The sequence below is a fragment of the Paraburkholderia piptadeniae genome, assembly GCF_900007165.1.
Lineage (GTDB): Bacteria > Pseudomonadota > Gammaproteobacteria > Burkholderiales > Burkholderiaceae > Paraburkholderia > Paraburkholderia piptadeniae.
Genome location: NZ_CYGY02000032.1, coordinates 1 through 15,855 on the forward strand (window position 1 = coordinate 1; position 15,855 = coordinate 15,855).

The 15,855-nt window shown below is 64.2% G+C and carries 16 protein-coding genes and 2 pseudogenes; 12 read left to right on the forward strand and 6 right to left on the reverse strand.

The genetic code is table 11. The features are described 5' to 3' along the window. The 4 genes and pseudogenes from BN2476_RS16525 to BN2476_RS16540 all read left to right on the forward strand — a co-directional run bounded on the left by BN2476_RS16525 (window position 1) and on the right by BN2476_RS16540 (window position 4,088). Window positions 1–1,610: pseudogene (locus BN2476_RS16525) on the forward strand (pyrrolo-quinoline quinone). A gap of 223 nt (window positions 1,611–1,833) precedes the next feature. Further along, window positions 1,834–2,415 carry a hypothetical protein gene (locus BN2476_RS16530; protein WP_087735255.1) on the forward strand — a complete coding sequence of 194 codons (582 nt, stop codon included), beginning with the start codon at window positions 1,834–1,836 and terminating at the stop codon, window positions 2,413–2,415. A gap of 246 nt (window positions 2,416–2,661) precedes the next feature. Further along, entirely contained in the window at window positions 2,662–3,645 is a 984-nt protein-coding gene (acuI, locus tag BN2476_RS16535) for an acrylyl-CoA reductase (NADPH) (protein ID WP_328590304.1), read from the forward strand. A 149-nt stretch (window positions 3,646–3,794) separates the two neighbouring features. Next, window positions 3,795–4,088 (forward strand): hypothetical protein, encoded by a 294-nt coding sequence (locus BN2476_RS16540; protein WP_087735257.1) that lies wholly within the window; start codon window positions 3,795–3,797, stop codon window positions 4,086–4,088. A 127-nt stretch (window positions 4,089–4,215) separates the two neighbouring features. On the opposite strand, the gene BN2476_RS16545 is transcribed toward BN2476_RS16540, so the two are convergent. Beyond that, window positions 4,216–4,758, reverse strand: coding sequence for a hypothetical protein (locus BN2476_RS16545; RefSeq protein ID WP_087735258.1), 543 nt, complete (start codon window positions 4,756–4,758; stop codon window positions 4,216–4,218). 81 nt (window positions 4,759–4,839) lie between these two features. Beyond that, a complete protein-coding gene (locus tag BN2476_RS16550; protein ID WP_087735259.1) occupies window positions 4,840–5,526 on the reverse strand; it encodes a J domain-containing protein in 687 nt (228 codons plus the stop codon). Between the two features lie 340 nt (window positions 5,527–5,866). On the opposite strand from BN2476_RS16550, the gene BN2476_RS16560 reads away from it, so the two are divergent. From BN2476_RS16560 to BN2476_RS16580, 5 genes are all read left to right on the forward strand, one after another. Further along, entirely contained in the window at window positions 5,867–7,348 is a 1,482-nt protein-coding gene (locus BN2476_RS16560; RefSeq protein ID WP_218274524.1) for an esterase-like activity of phytase family protein, read from the forward strand. 155 nt (window positions 7,349–7,503) lie between these two features. Further along, window positions 7,504–8,280, forward strand: coding sequence for a Pr6Pr family membrane protein (locus BN2476_RS16565; RefSeq protein WP_087735262.1), 777 nt, complete (start codon window positions 7,504–7,506; stop codon window positions 8,278–8,280). Then, window positions 8,261–8,578, forward strand: a complete 318-nt coding sequence (locus tag BN2476_RS16570; protein ID WP_087735263.1) for a high-potential iron-sulfur protein — start codon at window positions 8,261–8,263, stop codon at window positions 8,576–8,578. The genes BN2476_RS16565 and BN2476_RS16570 overlap by 20 nt, the downstream gene beginning before the upstream one ends. A gap of 170 nt (window positions 8,579–8,748) precedes the next feature. Next, window positions 8,749–9,834, forward strand: a complete 1,086-nt coding sequence (locus tag BN2476_RS16575) for a porin (protein ID WP_235850863.1) — start codon at window positions 8,749–8,751, stop codon at window positions 9,832–9,834. Between the two features lie 114 nt (window positions 9,835–9,948). Next, entirely contained in the window at window positions 9,949–10,257 is a 309-nt protein-coding gene (locus BN2476_RS16580) for a hypothetical protein (protein WP_162849254.1), read from the forward strand. Here BN2476_RS16580 and BN2476_RS16585 read toward each other — a convergent pair. Continuing rightward, window positions 10,229–11,487: pseudogene (locus tag BN2476_RS16585) on the reverse strand (phospholipase D-like domain-containing protein). The gene BN2476_RS16580 and the pseudogene BN2476_RS16585 overlap by 29 nt on opposite strands. 91 nt (window positions 11,488–11,578) lie before the next feature. Further along, complete coding sequence (locus tag BN2476_RS16590) at window positions 11,579–11,842, reverse strand: hypothetical protein (protein WP_087735265.1); 264 nt, start codon at window positions 11,840–11,842, stop codon at window positions 11,579–11,581. Between BN2476_RS16590 and BN2476_RS46495 the strand changes: the two genes are divergently transcribed. Then, a complete protein-coding gene (locus tag BN2476_RS46495; protein ID WP_160111726.1) occupies window positions 11,841–11,987 on the forward strand; it encodes a hypothetical protein in 147 nt (48 codons plus the stop codon). The two genes, BN2476_RS16590 and BN2476_RS46495, sit on opposite strands and share 2 nt — an antisense overlap. 159 nt (window positions 11,988–12,146) lie before the next feature. On the opposite strand, the gene BN2476_RS16595 is transcribed toward BN2476_RS46495, so the two are convergent. Both BN2476_RS16595 and BN2476_RS16605 read right to left on the reverse strand, forming a co-directional pair. Further along, window positions 12,147–12,359, reverse strand: a complete 213-nt coding sequence (locus tag BN2476_RS16595; RefSeq protein ID WP_087735266.1) for a hypothetical protein — start codon at window positions 12,357–12,359, stop codon at window positions 12,147–12,149. A 454-nt stretch (window positions 12,360–12,813) separates the two neighbouring features. Beyond that, window positions 12,814–13,662 carry a mechanosensitive ion channel family protein gene (locus tag BN2476_RS16605; RefSeq protein WP_087735268.1) on the reverse strand — a complete coding sequence of 283 codons (849 nt, stop codon included), beginning with the start codon at window positions 13,660–13,662 and terminating at the stop codon, window positions 12,814–12,816. Window positions 13,663–13,931: 269 nt separating this feature from the next. On the opposite strand from BN2476_RS16605, the gene BN2476_RS16615 reads away from it, so the two are divergent. After that, on the forward strand, window positions 13,932–15,236 hold the full coding sequence (locus BN2476_RS16615; RefSeq protein WP_235850864.1) for an MFS transporter: 1,305 nt from the start codon (window positions 13,932–13,934) through the stop codon (window positions 15,234–15,236). A gap of 123 nt (window positions 15,237–15,359) precedes the next feature. Next, complete coding sequence (locus BN2476_RS16620) at window positions 15,360–15,824, forward strand: hypothetical protein (RefSeq protein WP_087735270.1); 465 nt, start codon at window positions 15,360–15,362, stop codon at window positions 15,822–15,824. Window positions 15,825–15,855: the final 31 nt, after the last annotated feature.

The window sequence follows — 15,855 nt, forward strand, 5'->3', positions numbered from 1 at the left end:
ATTTCCGGAGCCACCTCTGGATCAGCTTCGGGTTCAGGCAACGGCACATCCGGCTCAGGCAACACCACGACGGGCAGCACGACATCATCGCCGTCCACCGCCGCGTTCGCCGCCGACGCACTGACGCATCACAACGATCTCGCGCGCACCGGGCAAATGCTCGCTGAAACGACGCTCACGCTGTCCAACGTCAATTCGGCGTTGTTCGGCAATATCGCGTTTCTCGCAGCCGATGGCAAGGTCGATGGTCAACCGTTGTCGGTGATGAGCCTGTCGATCAACGGAACGACTCACAACGTGATCTATGTCGTCAGTGAACACAACAGCGTCTACGCGTATGACGCGGACAACCACGCACTGCTGTAGCAAGTGTCGCTGACAGGCGCGAACGAAACACCCAGCGACGATCGCGGCTGCGGCGACATCACGCCCAAAATCGGCATTACGTCGACGCCCGTCATCGATCGCAATCGCGGACCGCACGGCGCGCTGTATGCCGTCGCGATGACGAAGGATGCGAGCGGCGGCATTCATCATCGCCTGGATGCGCTCGACCTGGCGAATAGCGCCGAACTGTTCGGCGGCCCGAGCGAAATCGCCGCGACCTATCCCGGCACGGGCGGCAACAGTGTCAACGGCGTGCTCACGTTCGATCCGTCGCTGCATACCGAGCGCGCGGCCCTCACACTCGTCAACGGGAACATCTATATGGGGCGGACGGCGCATTGCATGGCCGGCCCTTACACCGGCTGGATCATGAGCTACAGCGCCGACACCCTGAAGCAGACGGGTGTCGTCAACATCGCGCCGAACGGCCTTCAGGGCTCGGTCTGGATGGCCGGTTCCGGCATGGCATCGGATGGCGCATCGATCTATGTGGTCGACGGCAACGGCACGTTCGGCACGACGCTCGACGCGAACGGGTTCCCCGTCGACAGCAACTTCGGCGACTCGTTCATGAAGCTCTCGACGAGCCCGCTCAAAGTCACCGACTACTTCGCGCCGCTCGATGTCGTGCAGCTCGCGAACACCGACAACGACTTCGGCTCCGGTGGCGCGATGCTGCTGCCCGACCAGAAGACAGCGGACGGCACCGTCAAGCATCTCGCCGTGGCGGCAGGCAAGGACAACAAGATCTATGTCGTCGATCGCGACTCGATGGGCAAGTTCAGTCCCACGTCGAATAACGTCTGGCAGGTGCTCACGGGCACGCTGGCGGGCGGCATATGGGGCTCGCCCGCCTATTTCAACGGCACCGTGTACTACGGCGGATTGAACGACAACATCAAGGCGCTGCCCATCACGAATGCGATGCTCGCGGCGACGGCCGCGTCGAAGAGCCCGACGATCTTCGCCTATCCGGGCACCGTCCCGGCGATCTCGGCAAACGGAACATCGAACGCGATCCTGTGGGCCGCCGAAAACGGCACCACGGGCGCGCTGCATGCATATGACGCAACCAATCTCGCCCGCGAGATCTATAACAGTAATCAGGCCGGCACGCGCGATCAGTGGGGGCAGGCAACAAGTTCATCACGCCGATGATCTCGCGCGGCAAGGTCTATGTCGGCGCGACGAACGGCGTCGCCGTGTTCGGGCTGCGGCAATGATCACACTGTGACGTATACCGCGCTGCAGCACGGAAATTGGCGACGAATGGCGTGCTTCTGGCGTGCCTCGCCGCTGCAACGCGATATGCTGGAATAGCAACCTTTCGGCTTGCGATGGCCTGACGGCCGCACTTGCCATGGCTCACAACGTGGCTTCACGCGCGTTTCGCGCCGCGAATCCGCGCCGACAAGATCAATACTTCGCCAGGGAGTCCGCTCGCCCATGAGACGCTTCACCCATGCAGCAATCTCGCTGCTCTTCATCAGTGGCGCATCCGTCGCTCAGCAACCGATGACCGTTCCCGGACGCAGTCAGAGCCCGGGACAGCAGACCATCGATTCGGCTCTGTGCTACGCAGACGCAAACAAGACGACGCATGTGAACATGGCGCACGAGTCGCAACGTCCGCCGCCGCGCGAACAGGCCGCGCAGACAGCGCCGCGTCCCATCGTTGCGCCTGCGCCCGTCAACCCGCCTCTGCCTGCAGCCATGGGGGCATCGGGTGCATCCGCCGCGTTGGCCGCTTCGGCCGCGTCCGCACCCGTCGTTGCGAGCGGCGCGACAGCCGCAAGCGGCGCCCACGTCGCGAGCGCGGCGAACGCGGCGAGCGGCGCGCCGCCCACGACAGTCGCGGCAGCGTCGGGCGCATCGGGCGCCGAAGCCGCATCGGGCGCCAGCACGCCAATGCCCGCGTCGCCGTCGCTGGCCGAAATGCCGCCACCGCCGCCGCCTGAACCGCCGATGGTCCGCTATTGGGCCGCTTACGCGAAGTGCATGCAGCAGCGCGGCTATTACACGCGCTAGCGCGCTGACATAGACAACGCGGCCTCATCGATTCGACGAAACGCAGACGGCACGCATGCGCGCAGAACGCATGCGTGCCGTTCGCATTTCCCCATCGGCGGGGCCTCGCATTTCATCTCTCTGCGACGGTAGTTGTACGCATCGTTGAGCCATGCGACGCGCACGTCGTATTGTGGCGTCCGGTTAAAAAACGGGCATTGGCCTAGACTTATACGCACCCGATAACACGCGAACTCAACGGACGGAATCATGAAAGGGATACTGATCGAGAAGCAGGACAGCGGCAGCCGCGCGTCCGTCACGACAATCGACGAAGCGAATCTGCCTTCTGGCGACGTGACCGTGCGCGTCGAATGGTCGACGCTCAACTACAAGGACGCGCTTGCGATCACGGGACGCTCGCCCGTCGTGCGCAGCTTTCCGATGGTGCCGGGCATCGACTTCGCGGGTGTCGTCGAATCGAGCGGGCATGCGTACTGGAAAGCCGGTGACCAGGTGATCCTGAACGGCTACGGTGTCGGCGAAAAGCATTGGGGCGGTCTCGCGCAATGCGCGCGCGTGAACGGCGACTGGCTCGTGCGCACGCCCACTCCACTGACCTCGCGCGATGCGATGGCCGTCGGCACGGCAGGCTACACCGCGATGCTGTGCGTACTCGCGCTCGAACGTCACGGCGTGACGCCCGAACAGGGCAAGGTGCTCGTCACAGGCGCGGCGGGCGGCGTCGGCAGCGTCGGGATCACGCTGCTCGCGAAGCGCGGCTATCAGGTGATCGCGTCGACGGGCCGCCCCAGCGAGTCTGCCTATCTGCATGAACTGGGCGCACAGGAGATCATTGATCGCGCGGAACTGTCCTCGCCCGGCAAACCGCTCGCTAAGGAACGCTGGGTCGCGGCGATCGATGCCGTCGGCAGTCACACGCTCGCAAATGCCTGCGCCGGCACCGCGTATGGCGGCATCGTCGCGGCATGCGGGCTCGCGCAAGGCATGGACTTCCCCGCGTCCGTCGCGCCCTTCATTCTGCGCGGCGTGACGCTGGCGGGCATCGACAGCGTGATGGCACCACGCGCGCGCCGCGTCGACGCATGGCAACGCATCGCACAGGACCTGAACACCGAACGCCTTGCATCGATGGTCAACGAGATCGGACTCGACGAAGCGCTTGCGGCCGCGCCCGATGTGCTCGACGGCAAGGTGCGCGGTCGACTCGTGGTCGACGTCAACCGATAATCCACGAAACATGCGCGAGTCATGCGCGCATGAAGGCGTGCTGTAACCCGGCGTTACCTTTCTCGCAGCGCTGTAGCACCTGTGTCGCCCATGCGCCCCTAGACTGAAGCCGTACTCAGTCACGCGCAACGATGCGCAGGGAGCAAACAATGAAGAAGATGATGCTTGGTGCAGCTATCGGTCTGACGATGCTGGCGGCTTCGGCGGCCGCTTCCGCGCATGTCGATGTGGCCGTCGGCCTGGGCGTTCCGGGCGTGGTCGTGCCGGCTCAACCCGTGTACGCTGCGCCCGCCCCCGTCGCAGTCGGCTATGTCGACGACGACTGGCGCGCGCGTCGTGAATGGCGCGAGCATGAGTGGCGCGAACATGAATGGCGTCGCCATCAAGCGTGGCGCGAGCACGAATGGCGCGAGCGTCAACGCGAGCGCTGGGGCTACTACTGATCGCGCACGCTGAACACGTAATACGCTGCCGCCTCGCTCGCAGTCGACACACGATCTGCTGCAGCGAGGCGGTGTCTTTGAGGCGCCTAGTGTTCTTTCCGATGCAAAAGCGCGTGCAGGGCCCGCGTCACACACCCGGCTTCCACGGCCATGACGGATACAAACGCCCGTTGCTCTCGACGCTCTCGCGCTGCGGCTCACCGGGCTCTTCCGCGCGCTCGACATCGGCTGCATCGGCGGCATCGGCCGAGGGCACGTCCGCGTCTGCGGACTCGAATGTCTGCGCGGCCGGCAGCGATTGTGCAGGCAACGCATCGCCGAACCATTCGACTTCGCGCTTCATCGCGTCGACATAAGCACGCCAGCCCGCCGCATTGTCCGCAAACAGATTGTCGCGGACGGCGAGCGCGAGCTGCGCGTAGTCGACCTGCTCCTCGAGCAATTGCGCGGGCCACGCGGCAAACGATGCACTTGCCTGCTTCGCGAAGTCCGCTGCCTTCGTCGCGGGAGATATGGCCGCGAGCCATGCGTGTGCCGCAAGGTCCGCGTGAGCGTTCAACAGATCACCCAACGTGTGGCGCGTCGCATCGGCGGCCAGCGCCGCATCGATTGCATGCAGCGCGTCGCCGAGATGCAGCAGCAGCGCGCGTCGTTCAAAAGCGTCTTTCATCGAAACATATCCGTGCGTAAGTCCATCACACCATTCTAAGGGGTGCGGGACGCAAAACCAGTACGGCGCGCAAGCGGCACGTCATGAGCGAACGCCGAAAAAGCCGTGCCACAGCGAATCGAAAAGACTCGCCGCGCGCGCGTCGTGCGAAGGCTTATCGTGCTTCGCCGCAGCCGCTTGAGCTTGCGCTTGAGATGACGTGCGTGCCGCGCGTTCGGCAGGCTCGGGTGAAATATCGGCGGCATCGGACACGCTCGACGTGTGGTCCGCATCGGCGGTCTGGTCCGCATTCGCGCTTTGATCGTCATGCTCCGCGCGCCGCGACTCCTGCAGCGCCCACACGCTGTCGGCGATACGCTGCGCTACGTCGGTATTGCAATTGCGGCCGAGCAGCACGCCGAACAGCACGTCACGGTTGTGGCCTTCGTCGGCAAAGCGCATCGCAACGCCAACCATCCGCGCATACTCCGCTTGCGCGGCGGCCTGCGCCTTGCGCGCCCGCTCCGCCTCCTTCTCCTGCTGACGCTTGTGCAGCGCCTCCCAGCGCCGCATTTCCTGCTCATAGACAGAGTCGTAGACCTTGCGCTGGTTCTGGTCGGAGAGAATCGCGTACGCGTCCCTGATCTCCTGGAACGCCGCGCGCGCGACGTCTTCGTGGCCGACGTTACGGTCGGGATGCCATTTCATCGCGGCCTTCCGGTACGCCCGTTTGATCTCTTCCAAGGTGGCGTCTTGAGACACGCCAAGCTTCGCGTAAAGGGTTGCCATGTCGCGTTGGATTCACGGTTTGCAGTAGACGGTCGCGTTCATCCTAGCACGCAACGATCGAGCCCGAGATCGGCGAGCGGCATCGCGGCGCGTCGTGCTTTCATGCACCGGCATACTGATTGCGTGCGCATCGATGAAGGATGCTCGCGCGAATGTGCGCCAACGCACATTGCGCGCGGCTCGCGAGCGCGCGCCGTCATATGTTCGACACACGCGTCACGCACCATCGGCCCTCGGTAATGAACAAGTAATAAACCTTGCGTCCGGGTTGCCCCCCGCTTTCACCGTTCGCATTCCCGGCGCTGTCCTCGTCACGTTGCTCCTTTCAAGGAACATTTCCGTGCTGCGCTCACGACTCTTCGCCCGCACCATGCTCAGTGCCATCGCATCGCTCGCGGCGCTCGCCGCTGCCCCCGCCGCTCACGCCACCGTCGATCTGATCGCGATCGGCAAGCTGGACGGCAATCTCCTCGACAAGTCGAAAGACACGGCAGGCGAGCTCGAAAACGGCGCGCCCGGCAATCTGCTCGGCGGCATGGGCTCGGGCATCGGCTATGCAGGCTGTCACACGTTCGTCGCCGTGCCGGATCGCGGGCCGAACGCGATTTCGTATAACGCGGCCATCGACGACACTGCGTCGTACATCAATCGCTTCCAGACGCTGCGCCTGCATCTGAAGGAAGCCCCCAAGGGTTCGTCGCTGCCTTTCACGCTGACGCCGAAGCTCCTCGACACGACGCTGCTGCACACGTCCGATCATCTCGTCTATGGCACGGGCGCCGCGTACGGCGTGCCGAACGGCGCGCCGAAACTCAACAGCCAGAACCATACGAACTACTTCACGGGACGCTCGGACAACTTCGATCCGGCGCACCTGTCGACGTATCCGCTCGACGCCCGCTTCGATCCCGAAAGCATCCGCGTCGCGAACGATGGCGACAGCGTGTTCATCTCCGACGAGTACGGCCCCTACGTGTACCGCTTCGAGCGAAAGAGCGGCCGCCGCATCGCGACGTACAAGTTGCCTGACACGTTCGCCGTATCGACACTCTCGCCCGTTGGCAACGACGAGATCAGCATGAACACGTCGGGCCGCGTGGCGAACAAGGGCATGGAAGGCCTCGCGATTTCGCCGGACGGCACGACGCTCTTCGGCGCGATGCAAAGCCCGCTGATCCAGGACGGCGGCACGGACGGCGCGTACACGCGCATCGTGAAGATCGATATCCGCACGGGCAGCACGACCCAGTATGCGTACCCGCTTACGAACATCGGCACGACAGCCAAGCCGAAGTATCCGACGATCAGCGACGTGCTCGCCATCAACGATCATGAATTGCTGATGGACGAGCGCGACGGCAAGGGCCTCGGCGACGATTCGACGGCCGCGTTCAAGCAGGTCTTCCGCGTCGACCTGACGGGCGCGCAGGACGTGAGCCAGGCTAGCAGCCAGAGCGGCCTCGCGCCCTATGCGCTGAAGAAGACGCTGTTCCTCGATGTCGTCGCGGCACTGACGTCGCATGGCTACAAGCCGACCGACATTCCGGCGAAGCTCGAAGGCCTCGCGTTCGGCCCGGACGTGACGGTGGGCGGCGTGAAGAAGCACACGCTCTTCATCGCGAACGACAACGACTTTCTCGCGACCGTCACCGATACGAACCACCCGTCGGGCATCGCGAATCCGAACCAGTTCTTCGTGTTCGCCATCGATCGCGCCGATCTGCCCCACTATGTCGCGCAGCGTTTGCCGGGCGTGTCGAACGATGGTCACCGTGACGCGTGCGGCCGCGATGACGACGACGACCAGGGCCACGATCACTAATCAAGGTCACCAACACTGGCATCACGATCCGGGTTCCTGCGTCCCCTGACGGACGTTGAGACGGGCCGGCCGCGACGATCCGCGTGCCGGCTCTCTTTTTGCCCTCGACACATCGAGCCTCTGCACACGCCGCTTCACGCGTATAGAATCGACGCATGAAGAAGCCCGCGTCCCCAGGCTCGCCGTCCGCCATTGTTGCAGCGGCAGGGCCCGAACTGCCGCTCTCTGCGCCGAGCGTCGCCTCCGTTGCGCTCGCCGCGTCGATCGCGCTGATCGCATGGTGCGCGTTCGCCGCGCAAACGGACATCACCGTGCACCGGATGCTCACGCGCGGCTTTGGCGTGATCGGCGGTATCGAGCGGCTCACAAGCTACCTCACCAATCTGACAATCTTCGCGTGCGCGCTCTGCTTCACGTGCGTCGGATTCTTCAACCAGCGCAGCCGCGTACCCTCGGTCCGCTTCTTCCACAAGCCGACTGTCGTGACGGCGGTGACCGTGTATATCGTGTTCGTCGGCATCGCGTACAACCTGTTGTTGCGCCATACCTGGACGCCGTCGGGCTGGCGCGTCCTCCTCAACGAAAGCCTGCATACGATCGTGCCCGTGCTCGCCGCGCTGTACTGGCTGCTGTTCGTGCCGCGCTTTCATCTGACGCCGCGCCATCTGCTGTGGTGGCTCGTGTATCCGCTCGGCTATCTCGCGCTGACGATGCTGCGCGGCGCGTTCTCCGACTTCTATCCGTATCCGTTCATCGACGTCGGCGAGCTCGGCTACGAACGCGTGATGATCAATGCGTGCCTGCTCGTGCTTGCATTCCTGATGCTGATGGCCGTGTTCGTCGCCATCAATCATCGGCGGCCGATGCCGTCGATATCGCCTGCACCCGTTCCTCACCCAGCGGAGAACCATCATGACAACGACCCGGCGTGAGTTCATCGTAGCGGCCGGCGGCGTCGCGGCCAGCCTGTGCGCAACGCTCGTCACAAGCCGCGACGCCCGCGCGGACGAGAAGCTGAGCGAATCCGATCCGGCTGCGAAGGCGGTCGGCTACGTCACCGTCGCCGCGAAAGTGGACAAGGCGCGCTTCCCGAACTACAAGGCAGGACAGACCTGCAGCAACTGCTCGCTCTTTCAGGGCAACCCGACGGACGCATGGGGCGGCTGTACCCTCTTCGGCACGAAACAGGTGGCAGGCGGCGGCTGGTGCAGTTCGTACACGAACATGTAGCGCGGCTTCGTCGCGTGAGGCTGCACGCGTCGCGCGCATCCCGTTCGCTTAGCATTCGGTTAGTGTTCGCCCGTACCTGCTGTTGTACGCGTAAGCGGCCTGTTCGCAGACGGCGTTCCGCCCGATATCGGCGGCACGATAGCGTTGCAACCTCATAACAAGACCCGCCGATGCCTACGTCTGTCACGTCATGTCGTCCATCGCGCCGTTTTAGGGCTCGCGTATCGCATGGGCTGTTTTCGTTCGGCACGAGCGTGCTCACCCTCGCGCTCTTCGTTGCGCCCGGTCTCGCGACACCTGCCCACGCACAAGGCTCCGTCACGCTGTACGGTCTGATCGACACCAGCATCGAAGTGACGAATCCCGGCAGCGGCTACGTTGCGCGCATGGACTCCGGCGCCTATCGCGGCACGCGTGTCGGGCTGCACGGCAGCGAGCCGCTCGGCGACGGCAACAACCTGATTTTCACGCTCGAGAACGGCTTCGATTCATCGAGCGGCGAGTTCTCCGTGCCGGGCAGTATCTTCAACCGGCAGGCATGGATCGGCGCGCACGGCGCGTGGGGCGAGTTGCGCGTCGGGCGCCAGTACTCGCCGATCTATATCCCGTTCAAAGGTCAACTCGATGCGTTCGGCGCGGGCACGATCGCGTCCGGGCTGAACAATCTGTCGAAGATCACGCCGTACACCGACAACGCGCTCGCCTACCTGTCGCCGACCATCTGGGGACTCAGCGCGACGGGCATGTATGCGCTGCGCGATCCCGGCGACGGCAATGGCATCGGCGGGTATTACGTGACAGCCGACTGGGCGCTCGGCCCCATGAAGCTCCTTTACGCGCATCAGCAGACGCATGGCAGCGGCGCGCTGCGCGCAAACTTCGCGGGCGCTTCTTACCAGTGGGGCACACTGACAGGCTTTGTCGCGTACTTCAACGGCGATGGCGGCACGCCTCGCTATCACGACGATGGCCTGTCGCTGTCCGCGTTGTGGCAGATCACGCCGCAGGCCAGCGCGTCGCTCGGCTATGCGCATGCGCGCGACCGCAGCGGCGGCAACAACGATGCCGACCAGTTCAGCATCATGTTCGACTATCAGCTGTCGAAGGCACTGTTGCTTTATCTGAGCGCCGCGAACCTGGAGAATCGCGGCGAGGCCACATTCACGCTGCGCGGCGTCAATGTGGTGGGCCTGCCCGTCGCCTACCCGGGCGCGCCTGTACGTGGGGTGCAGGTTGGGATGATCGAGCGGTTCTAGCGCGGTGCATTATCTTGCATTGAACTATCGTGCCTTCTGTCGATGCTCGCGGTAGATGGCACATGCATTGCGGATTTCGTCGGTGTATCGAACTGCACTCGCGAGAACCGCATAATGAACCTGCGCCAGACTGCTTTTCCTTTTTTCGTCTATCCGGTCTGCCAGCGGCTGCACACGCCGACGCCGCCCGACGTCGATCCCGATCCGGCGCCGGACGACGACCCCGATCCGGGCCCCGACTCGCCGCCCATCCCCGAGCGCGAGCCCGACCGCATGCCGCCTGCCGAGGAGCCGCCCGCGGGAGATCCGCCCAAGCGCGATCCGCCGATGCACGCCGGCTGGGCAACGCCCCACCGAGCCACCCGTGCCGCCCCAGCCGCCCGAGCGCCGCGCGTCAAAGCTGCGGATCGAGCAGCGACATGACGCGGTCGACGACTTTCTCCATCCATGGCCGCCGCTTCCAGTCGTCGAGCGTCACGCGCTTCGACTTCGCGAGATCGTCGCCGAAGATCTGCGTCTGACGGCGCGCGAAGGCTTCATCGTAGAGGTTGATGTTCGCCTCGTCGTTGAGCTTGAACGAGCGCGAATCGAAATTCGTCGAGCCGACCGACACCAGATAATCGTCGACGACCAGCAGCTTGTCGTGAAACATGGTCGGCAGATACTCGAGCATCTGCACGCCCGCTTCGAGCAACGGTACCCAGCATGCGCGCGAGGATTCGCGCACGGTATGCGTGTCGATGCACTTGCCGGGCGCCAGGATCTGCACGGCGACGCCGCGTTTTGCCGCATCGACGATCGCGTTGACGGTCAGCCTGTCGGGCACGAAATAGGCGCTCGCAAGATGAATCGAGCGCGTCGCCGCCGTGATGGCCATCAGGTACATCAACTGCATGTCGTCGCTGCCGCCCGACGGCGAACTGCTGAACATGTCGCGAGACCCTCGCCTTCGTCGTTGGGCTCGGGAAAATAGTCGGGCCCATGCAGTACATTGCCGGCCGCCTTGATCCAGTTGTTCATGAGCAGACGCCTGCATATGACCGACAACAGGACCCGTGACGCGGAAGTGCGTGTCGCGCCAGTGCATCTTGTCCTGTGCATGTCCCCTCCATTCCTGCGCGATGCCGACACCGCCCGTAAAGCCGATGCGTCCGTCGATGACGAGCAGCTTGCGGTGCGTGCGGTCGTTCATGCGGCCAAGCCCGGTCCAGTGCGGCTTGTGGAACTGGACCACTTCCGCACCTGCCTCCTCGAGCATGCGCGGATAGCGCTTATCCATCTTCTGCGTGCCGACCCAGTCGAGCAACACATGCACCGAAATGCCTGCACGCGCCTTCTCCGAAAGCGCGACCGCGATCCGCACGCCGATTGCGCCGGACCAGTAGATGAAAGTTTCGAACGTGATGGACTTCCGGGCGCTCGCGATGCCTTCGAGCATCGACGGAAAAATCCCGTCGCCGTTGAGCAGCACCTCGAAGCGGTTGCCGGATACGACGGGCGGCCCGAGCAACAGGCCCATCGAGCGGATGAACTGAGGATCGTGGCTACCGTACAGACGCTCGATCTTGTGCTCGATCTTCTTTCACCTGTCGACAGATTGGCGATCACGAGCACGACGACGAGCGTGACGACGGCCGTGAGCAGTATCGTCACATGCGCCGCGTTCAGCGGTGTTCAGCTTGGGAAACGCGCGCCGAAGAGCAAAGCTGCATCGGCGCGCAAGAGGAGATGCACGGGAGGTGCACTACCAGTCCGGGTTGTTCACTTCCTGGCGATAGCCATAGAGGTTGTTCAGCAGGCGATATGGGCGTCCACCCTCCTGCATTGCTTCGCGCCAGCCGCATAGCGTCGCGAGCGAATCGGTATGCAGCACCGCGTAGGGCTTGCTGGCCGCGCCGCCGGCAGTTGTCGCGCCGGGAAAAAGTTCGATGGCGTCCTCGTCGACCGTGAGCAGCATGCGTATGTCCGCTTGCAGGATCTGCATTTCATACTGGGAAGCAGGTGTCATGGCGCGTCTCCTTGATGCATCGGAATCGTTCTGGACCGTGGATACCGACCTGCGGATCGACCGGCTGGCGAAGACGGTTTTCGAAGAATTGGGCTTCACGTCGCTTACGACGCACGAAGCCCAATTGCTACTTGCAAGCAAATGACATTCCCGATGCAGGTTCGAGACGGCGTGCGAGTGATGCGGGATGGCCGGTTGGCGCTTTGAAAAAAGCGCCAACGGAGGGGGTGAAAATTACGCGCCGCTGCTCGCTGGCCTGGGCTGAGAGGCGCGCCAGCGTAAAGCGTGAATCAGCGTCGAGAAGTCAGTCGAGGGGAAGCTGATCGCAGGCGTTAGTCGTCGGCGATGCGCAGATGAACGAGTAGTCGCCGCTCCAGCGCACGGCAGCGGCACTGGCGTGCACGGCGTCCTGGAAACCCGGCGACGTTTCCCACGCGATATAGCCGGAACACAGCACGGCGGACATCACGACCAGCCAGAAGGCGATTTTTTCAAAGATCTGAAAACGGGGCGGCATGGCATCTTTTCCTTTGACGCCGCATTTTACCTCAACACTAGGGTTTTTACCTAGATCAAATGCGGCTCCGCAACATGCCCTTGTTCGTCCGCGCGCGGACGCGCCCCGCCGTCGCCCGAAATGGGGCAAACAGAAGTGCGGCAACGCGCATGATTCTGACGCTTGATGCCTCGATGCACTCCGGCTAACTGGTTGTCGGCAGAGCAGCGCATGACAGTGAGTGCATGCGCCAACGAGCGAGGCAATCTTCTATGACTGGGACGAATGGATCGGCCGGATTTTCTATTTGGCGCGTGCGGACAAAATGCCGCTCCCGGCGGACGATCACGATGAAATCGCCTGCATGCGCATCGCAATGCAGCATGTCATAGCGGCCACGACAGCGTCGTGGTGCGAGATGCACTAAAGGCCATGTCTGTGCGGCGGCGTGCATCACGCGTAAGGCGCTGCCGATTCATGCATGTGCCCATGCTGGCCCGCGCTTCGTGGCTGGCTGCTGCGCGACCTTGAAGCCCGCTTCTTCGAGCACGGCCCGCGACCGTTCGCGGAAATCGTCTGCAGCCAGTTGCGCATCGGCTCCGCTCACCCACACGGCAATGCGCAGAGCCGCGTCGCCGCCGTGCGGATAGTCCGACGCCGTGACCATCGGCGCGAGCGTCGTGCCGCCCAGGACACGGGGGTCGTCGGCGATCAACTTCTTCAGCGCATCGATTGCGCCCGCCACGTCCTGGCGCTGCGCAATCCCGACTTCAACCTCGATGCGCTGCGTCCCGCCACTGGTGTAATTGATGACGGGATTGCTCCAGATCTGGCTGTTCGGCACGAAGACGGCATTGCCGTCGCTGCGTTCGATACGCGTCGTGAATAGACCCACTTCGCGCACGATGCCCGCCGTCGCGCCCGTGCCTTCGATCAAATCGCCGGCACGAAACGGACGCAGCAAAAGCAACATAATGCCGGCTGCAATATTTTGCAGCGTGCCCTGCAGAGCGAGGCCGATGGCGAGGCCGGCGGCGCCGAGCACGGCCAGCACGCTCGCTGTCGCAACGCCGACTTCGCTCAGCGCCGCGAACAGCACAAGCACGCGCACGGACCAGGTGCCGATCGCATTGATCATCGGCGCGAGCGTCGGGTCCGCACGCGTGCGAGACAGCCCTTTCGACAGCAGCGCGCCAATTCGGTTGGACACCCACCAGCCGACGATCAGGATCAGGATCGCCACGGCCGCATGCATCAGATCTTGCGTAAGCGTGACGACCAGCGAGGGTTGCAGGTGAAATACGCGAGTGAGCAAATCATCCATGGTTGTATTTGCAGTTCGATGGGGATTGAACGTGATGCCGACGCGGCGCAAGAAGGCAACGTCGAAACAATGCCGGAACAAGGCTGAGGCCCAGGCCATCCGGCGCGAAACGGCAAGCGCGAGCGAGTTGCTCTACACTGGCGGCCCGACGATGCCTTGGCTCGACGCATCGTTGCGTCGAGCTTCTTTCAACTGCGTGTGCAAATGCGGTGCCTGACGGGCGACGCACACGCGACGGCCCGTTATATGGGACGCCAATTCATTCATCGATGAAAACACCACCCGCCGGCAACAACGACCAGGAGACCTTCGACACGCTCGTCGGCGAGGCCAACCGTGAACCCGAAATCAGCCTGCCGCGTCAGACGCCGTTCCAGCGTTTCTGGTGCACGCGCGTGCTGTCGTCGCTGTCGTTTCAGATGCTGGCCGTCGCGATGGGCTGGCATATCTATGCGCTCACGCATAGCGCGTTCGCGCTCGGCCTCGTCGGGCTCGCGCAGTTTCTGCCGATGTTCGTGCTGACGCTCGTCGTCGGCCAGGTCGCCGATCGCTACGACCGGCGGCGCATCGCGTCCATCTGCCAGGGGCTCGAATGCGCAGCCGCCGCCCTGTTCGCGTGGAGCACGTTCGGCGGCTGGATCAGCGCGCCCGTGATTTATGTGCTCGCCGCATGCGTCGGCGCGGCGCGCGCGTTCGAATCCCCTGCCGTCGCGTCGCTGTTGCCGGGCGTCGTGCCGCGCACGCAGCTGTCGCAGGCGACGGCCTGGGCCACGTCCGCGAACCAGGCTGCGCAGATCGGCGGCCCGGCGCTTGGCGGGCTGCTCTACGGTATCGGTCCGGGCGCGGCGTATCTCGCGTGCACGTTGTCGTTCGCGCTCGCGTCCGCTGCCGTCAGCACGATCCCGCTGCGCACGAAGCCGATGCCGCGCGCGCCCGTCACGCTCGAATCGGTGTTCTCCGGCGTGCGCTTCATCCGCAGCCAGCCGGTGATACTCGGTGCGCTGTCGCTCGATCTCTTCGCCGTGCTGTTCGGCGGCGCGACTGCGCTGCTGCCGATCTTCGCGCGCGACGTGCTGCATGCCGGGCCGCTCGGGCTCGGCCTGCTGCGCTCCGCGTCGGCCGTCGGCGCGCTCGGCGGCACGATCTGGCTCGCGCATTTTCCGCTGCGCAAGCGGCCGGGCGCGGCCATGTTCGGCGGCGTGATCGTGTTCGGCATCGCGACGCTCGTGTTCGGGCTGTCGCATTCGTTTGTCGTGTCACTGCTTGCGTTGATGGCGCTCGGCGCATCGGATGTGATCAGCGTGGTCGTGCGCCTGTCGCTCGTGCAACTGCGCACGCCCGATGACATGCTCGGCCGCGTGAGCGCCGTCAATTCGCTGTTCATCGGCACGTCGAATCAGCTCGGCGAGTTCGAGTCCGGTGTGACTGCGGGCTGGTGGGGAGCTCAGGCTGCTGTACTCGTCGGCGGTTGCGCGACCATTGCGATCGCGCTGCTGTGGATGCGGCTCTTCCCCGATTTGCGCCGCACGCGCACGCTTGAACGCGAAGAACATGGCGGGGCTTCGGGCGCATGAGGCGCATGTGTACCGACCGGTGCAGATAATGCGGAACACCAGGCGCGTTGATTGCGTGCTCGCTGGACAGATCGGCTGCGAAAAATCGGTGCGGCCATCCATCCCGACGCCAAGGAGACGCAGATGCCCCACACACAACGCGCCCATCGAATGCCCTCTCTCCGTCGAATCAGCGCGATCGCAGTCGTCGCGACAACCGCGCTGAGTCCACTAGCCGCTCGCGCCGACGATGCGCCCAACCCATGCGCCGCGCTCAAGCGCATCGTCGCAGCGGCGCCGACGGGATTCTCGCAACTGACGCCCGACGACGGCAAGGGCGTCGCGCAGCCGTACGGCAATGATGCGCAATGCGGCGCGACGAAAGGCGGCTACGAATGCATGTGGACGCCGAACGAAGGCGCGGCATCGAGCACGACGGCATTGCAGGCCGTCGCCGCGGACATCGCGTCGTGTCTGCCCGACGCGACGCACGACGTGAACTCGCCGGTACGCCAGCACTTCTACATCGGCCCACGCGATGCGCGCACGCAGATCACCGCGATGCGCGCCGGCGCGAGCAGGCTGAAGCTGATCGTGTCGGGCAAGTAGCGCGGCATCTGCGCGGCGCAATCACGTGGCC

Bases quoted from the DNA above. Each gene is read 5' to 3' on its own strand.
- BN2476_RS16540 (WP_087735257.1), top strand. From the start codon at position 3,795: ATGAAGAAGATGATGCTTGGTGCAGCTATCGGTCTGACGATGCTGGCG.
- BN2476_RS16570 (WP_087735263.1), top strand. From the start codon at position 8,261: ATGACAACGACCCGGCGTGAGTTCATCGTAGCGGCCGGCGGCGTCGCG.
- BN2476_RS16545 (WP_087735258.1), bottom strand. From the start codon at position 4,758: ATGAAAGACGCTTTTGAACGACGCGCGCTGCTGCTGCATCTCGGCGAC.
- BN2476_RS16575 (WP_235850863.1), top strand. From the start codon at position 8,749: ATGCCTACGTCTGTCACGTCATGTCGTCCATCGCGCCGTTTTAGGGCT.
- BN2476_RS16615 (WP_235850864.1), top strand. From the start codon at position 13,932: ATGAAAACACCACCCGCCGGCAACAACGACCAGGAGACCTTCGACACG.
- BN2476_RS16530 (WP_087735255.1), top strand. From the start codon at position 1,834: ATGAGACGCTTCACCCATGCAGCAATCTCGCTGCTCTTCATCAGTGGC.
- BN2476_RS16595 (WP_087735266.1), bottom strand. From the start codon at position 12,359: ATGCCGCCCCGTTTTCAGATCTTTGAAAAAATCGCCTTCTGGCTGGTC.
- BN2476_RS16550 (WP_087735259.1), bottom strand. From the start codon at position 5,526: ATGGCAACCCTTTACGCGAAGCTTGGCGTGTCTCAAGACGCCACCTTG.
- BN2476_RS16605 (WP_087735268.1), bottom strand. From the start codon at position 13,662: ATGGATGATTTGCTCACTCGCGTATTTCACCTGCAACCCTCGCTGGTC.
- BN2476_RS16565 (WP_087735262.1), top strand. From the start codon at position 7,504: ATGAAGAAGCCCGCGTCCCCAGGCTCGCCGTCCGCCATTGTTGCAGCG.
- BN2476_RS16580 (WP_162849254.1), top strand. From the start codon at position 9,949: ATGAACCTGCGCCAGACTGCTTTTCCTTTTTTCGTCTATCCGGTCTGC.
- BN2476_RS46495 (WP_160111726.1), top strand. From the start codon at position 11,841: ATGGCGCGTCTCCTTGATGCATCGGAATCGTTCTGGACCGTGGATACC.
- BN2476_RS16590 (WP_087735265.1), bottom strand. From the start codon at position 11,842: ATGACACCTGCTTCCCAGTATGAAATGCAGATCCTGCAAGCGGACATA.
- BN2476_RS16620 (WP_087735270.1), top strand. From the start codon at position 15,360: ATGCCCCACACACAACGCGCCCATCGAATGCCCTCTCTCCGTCGAATC.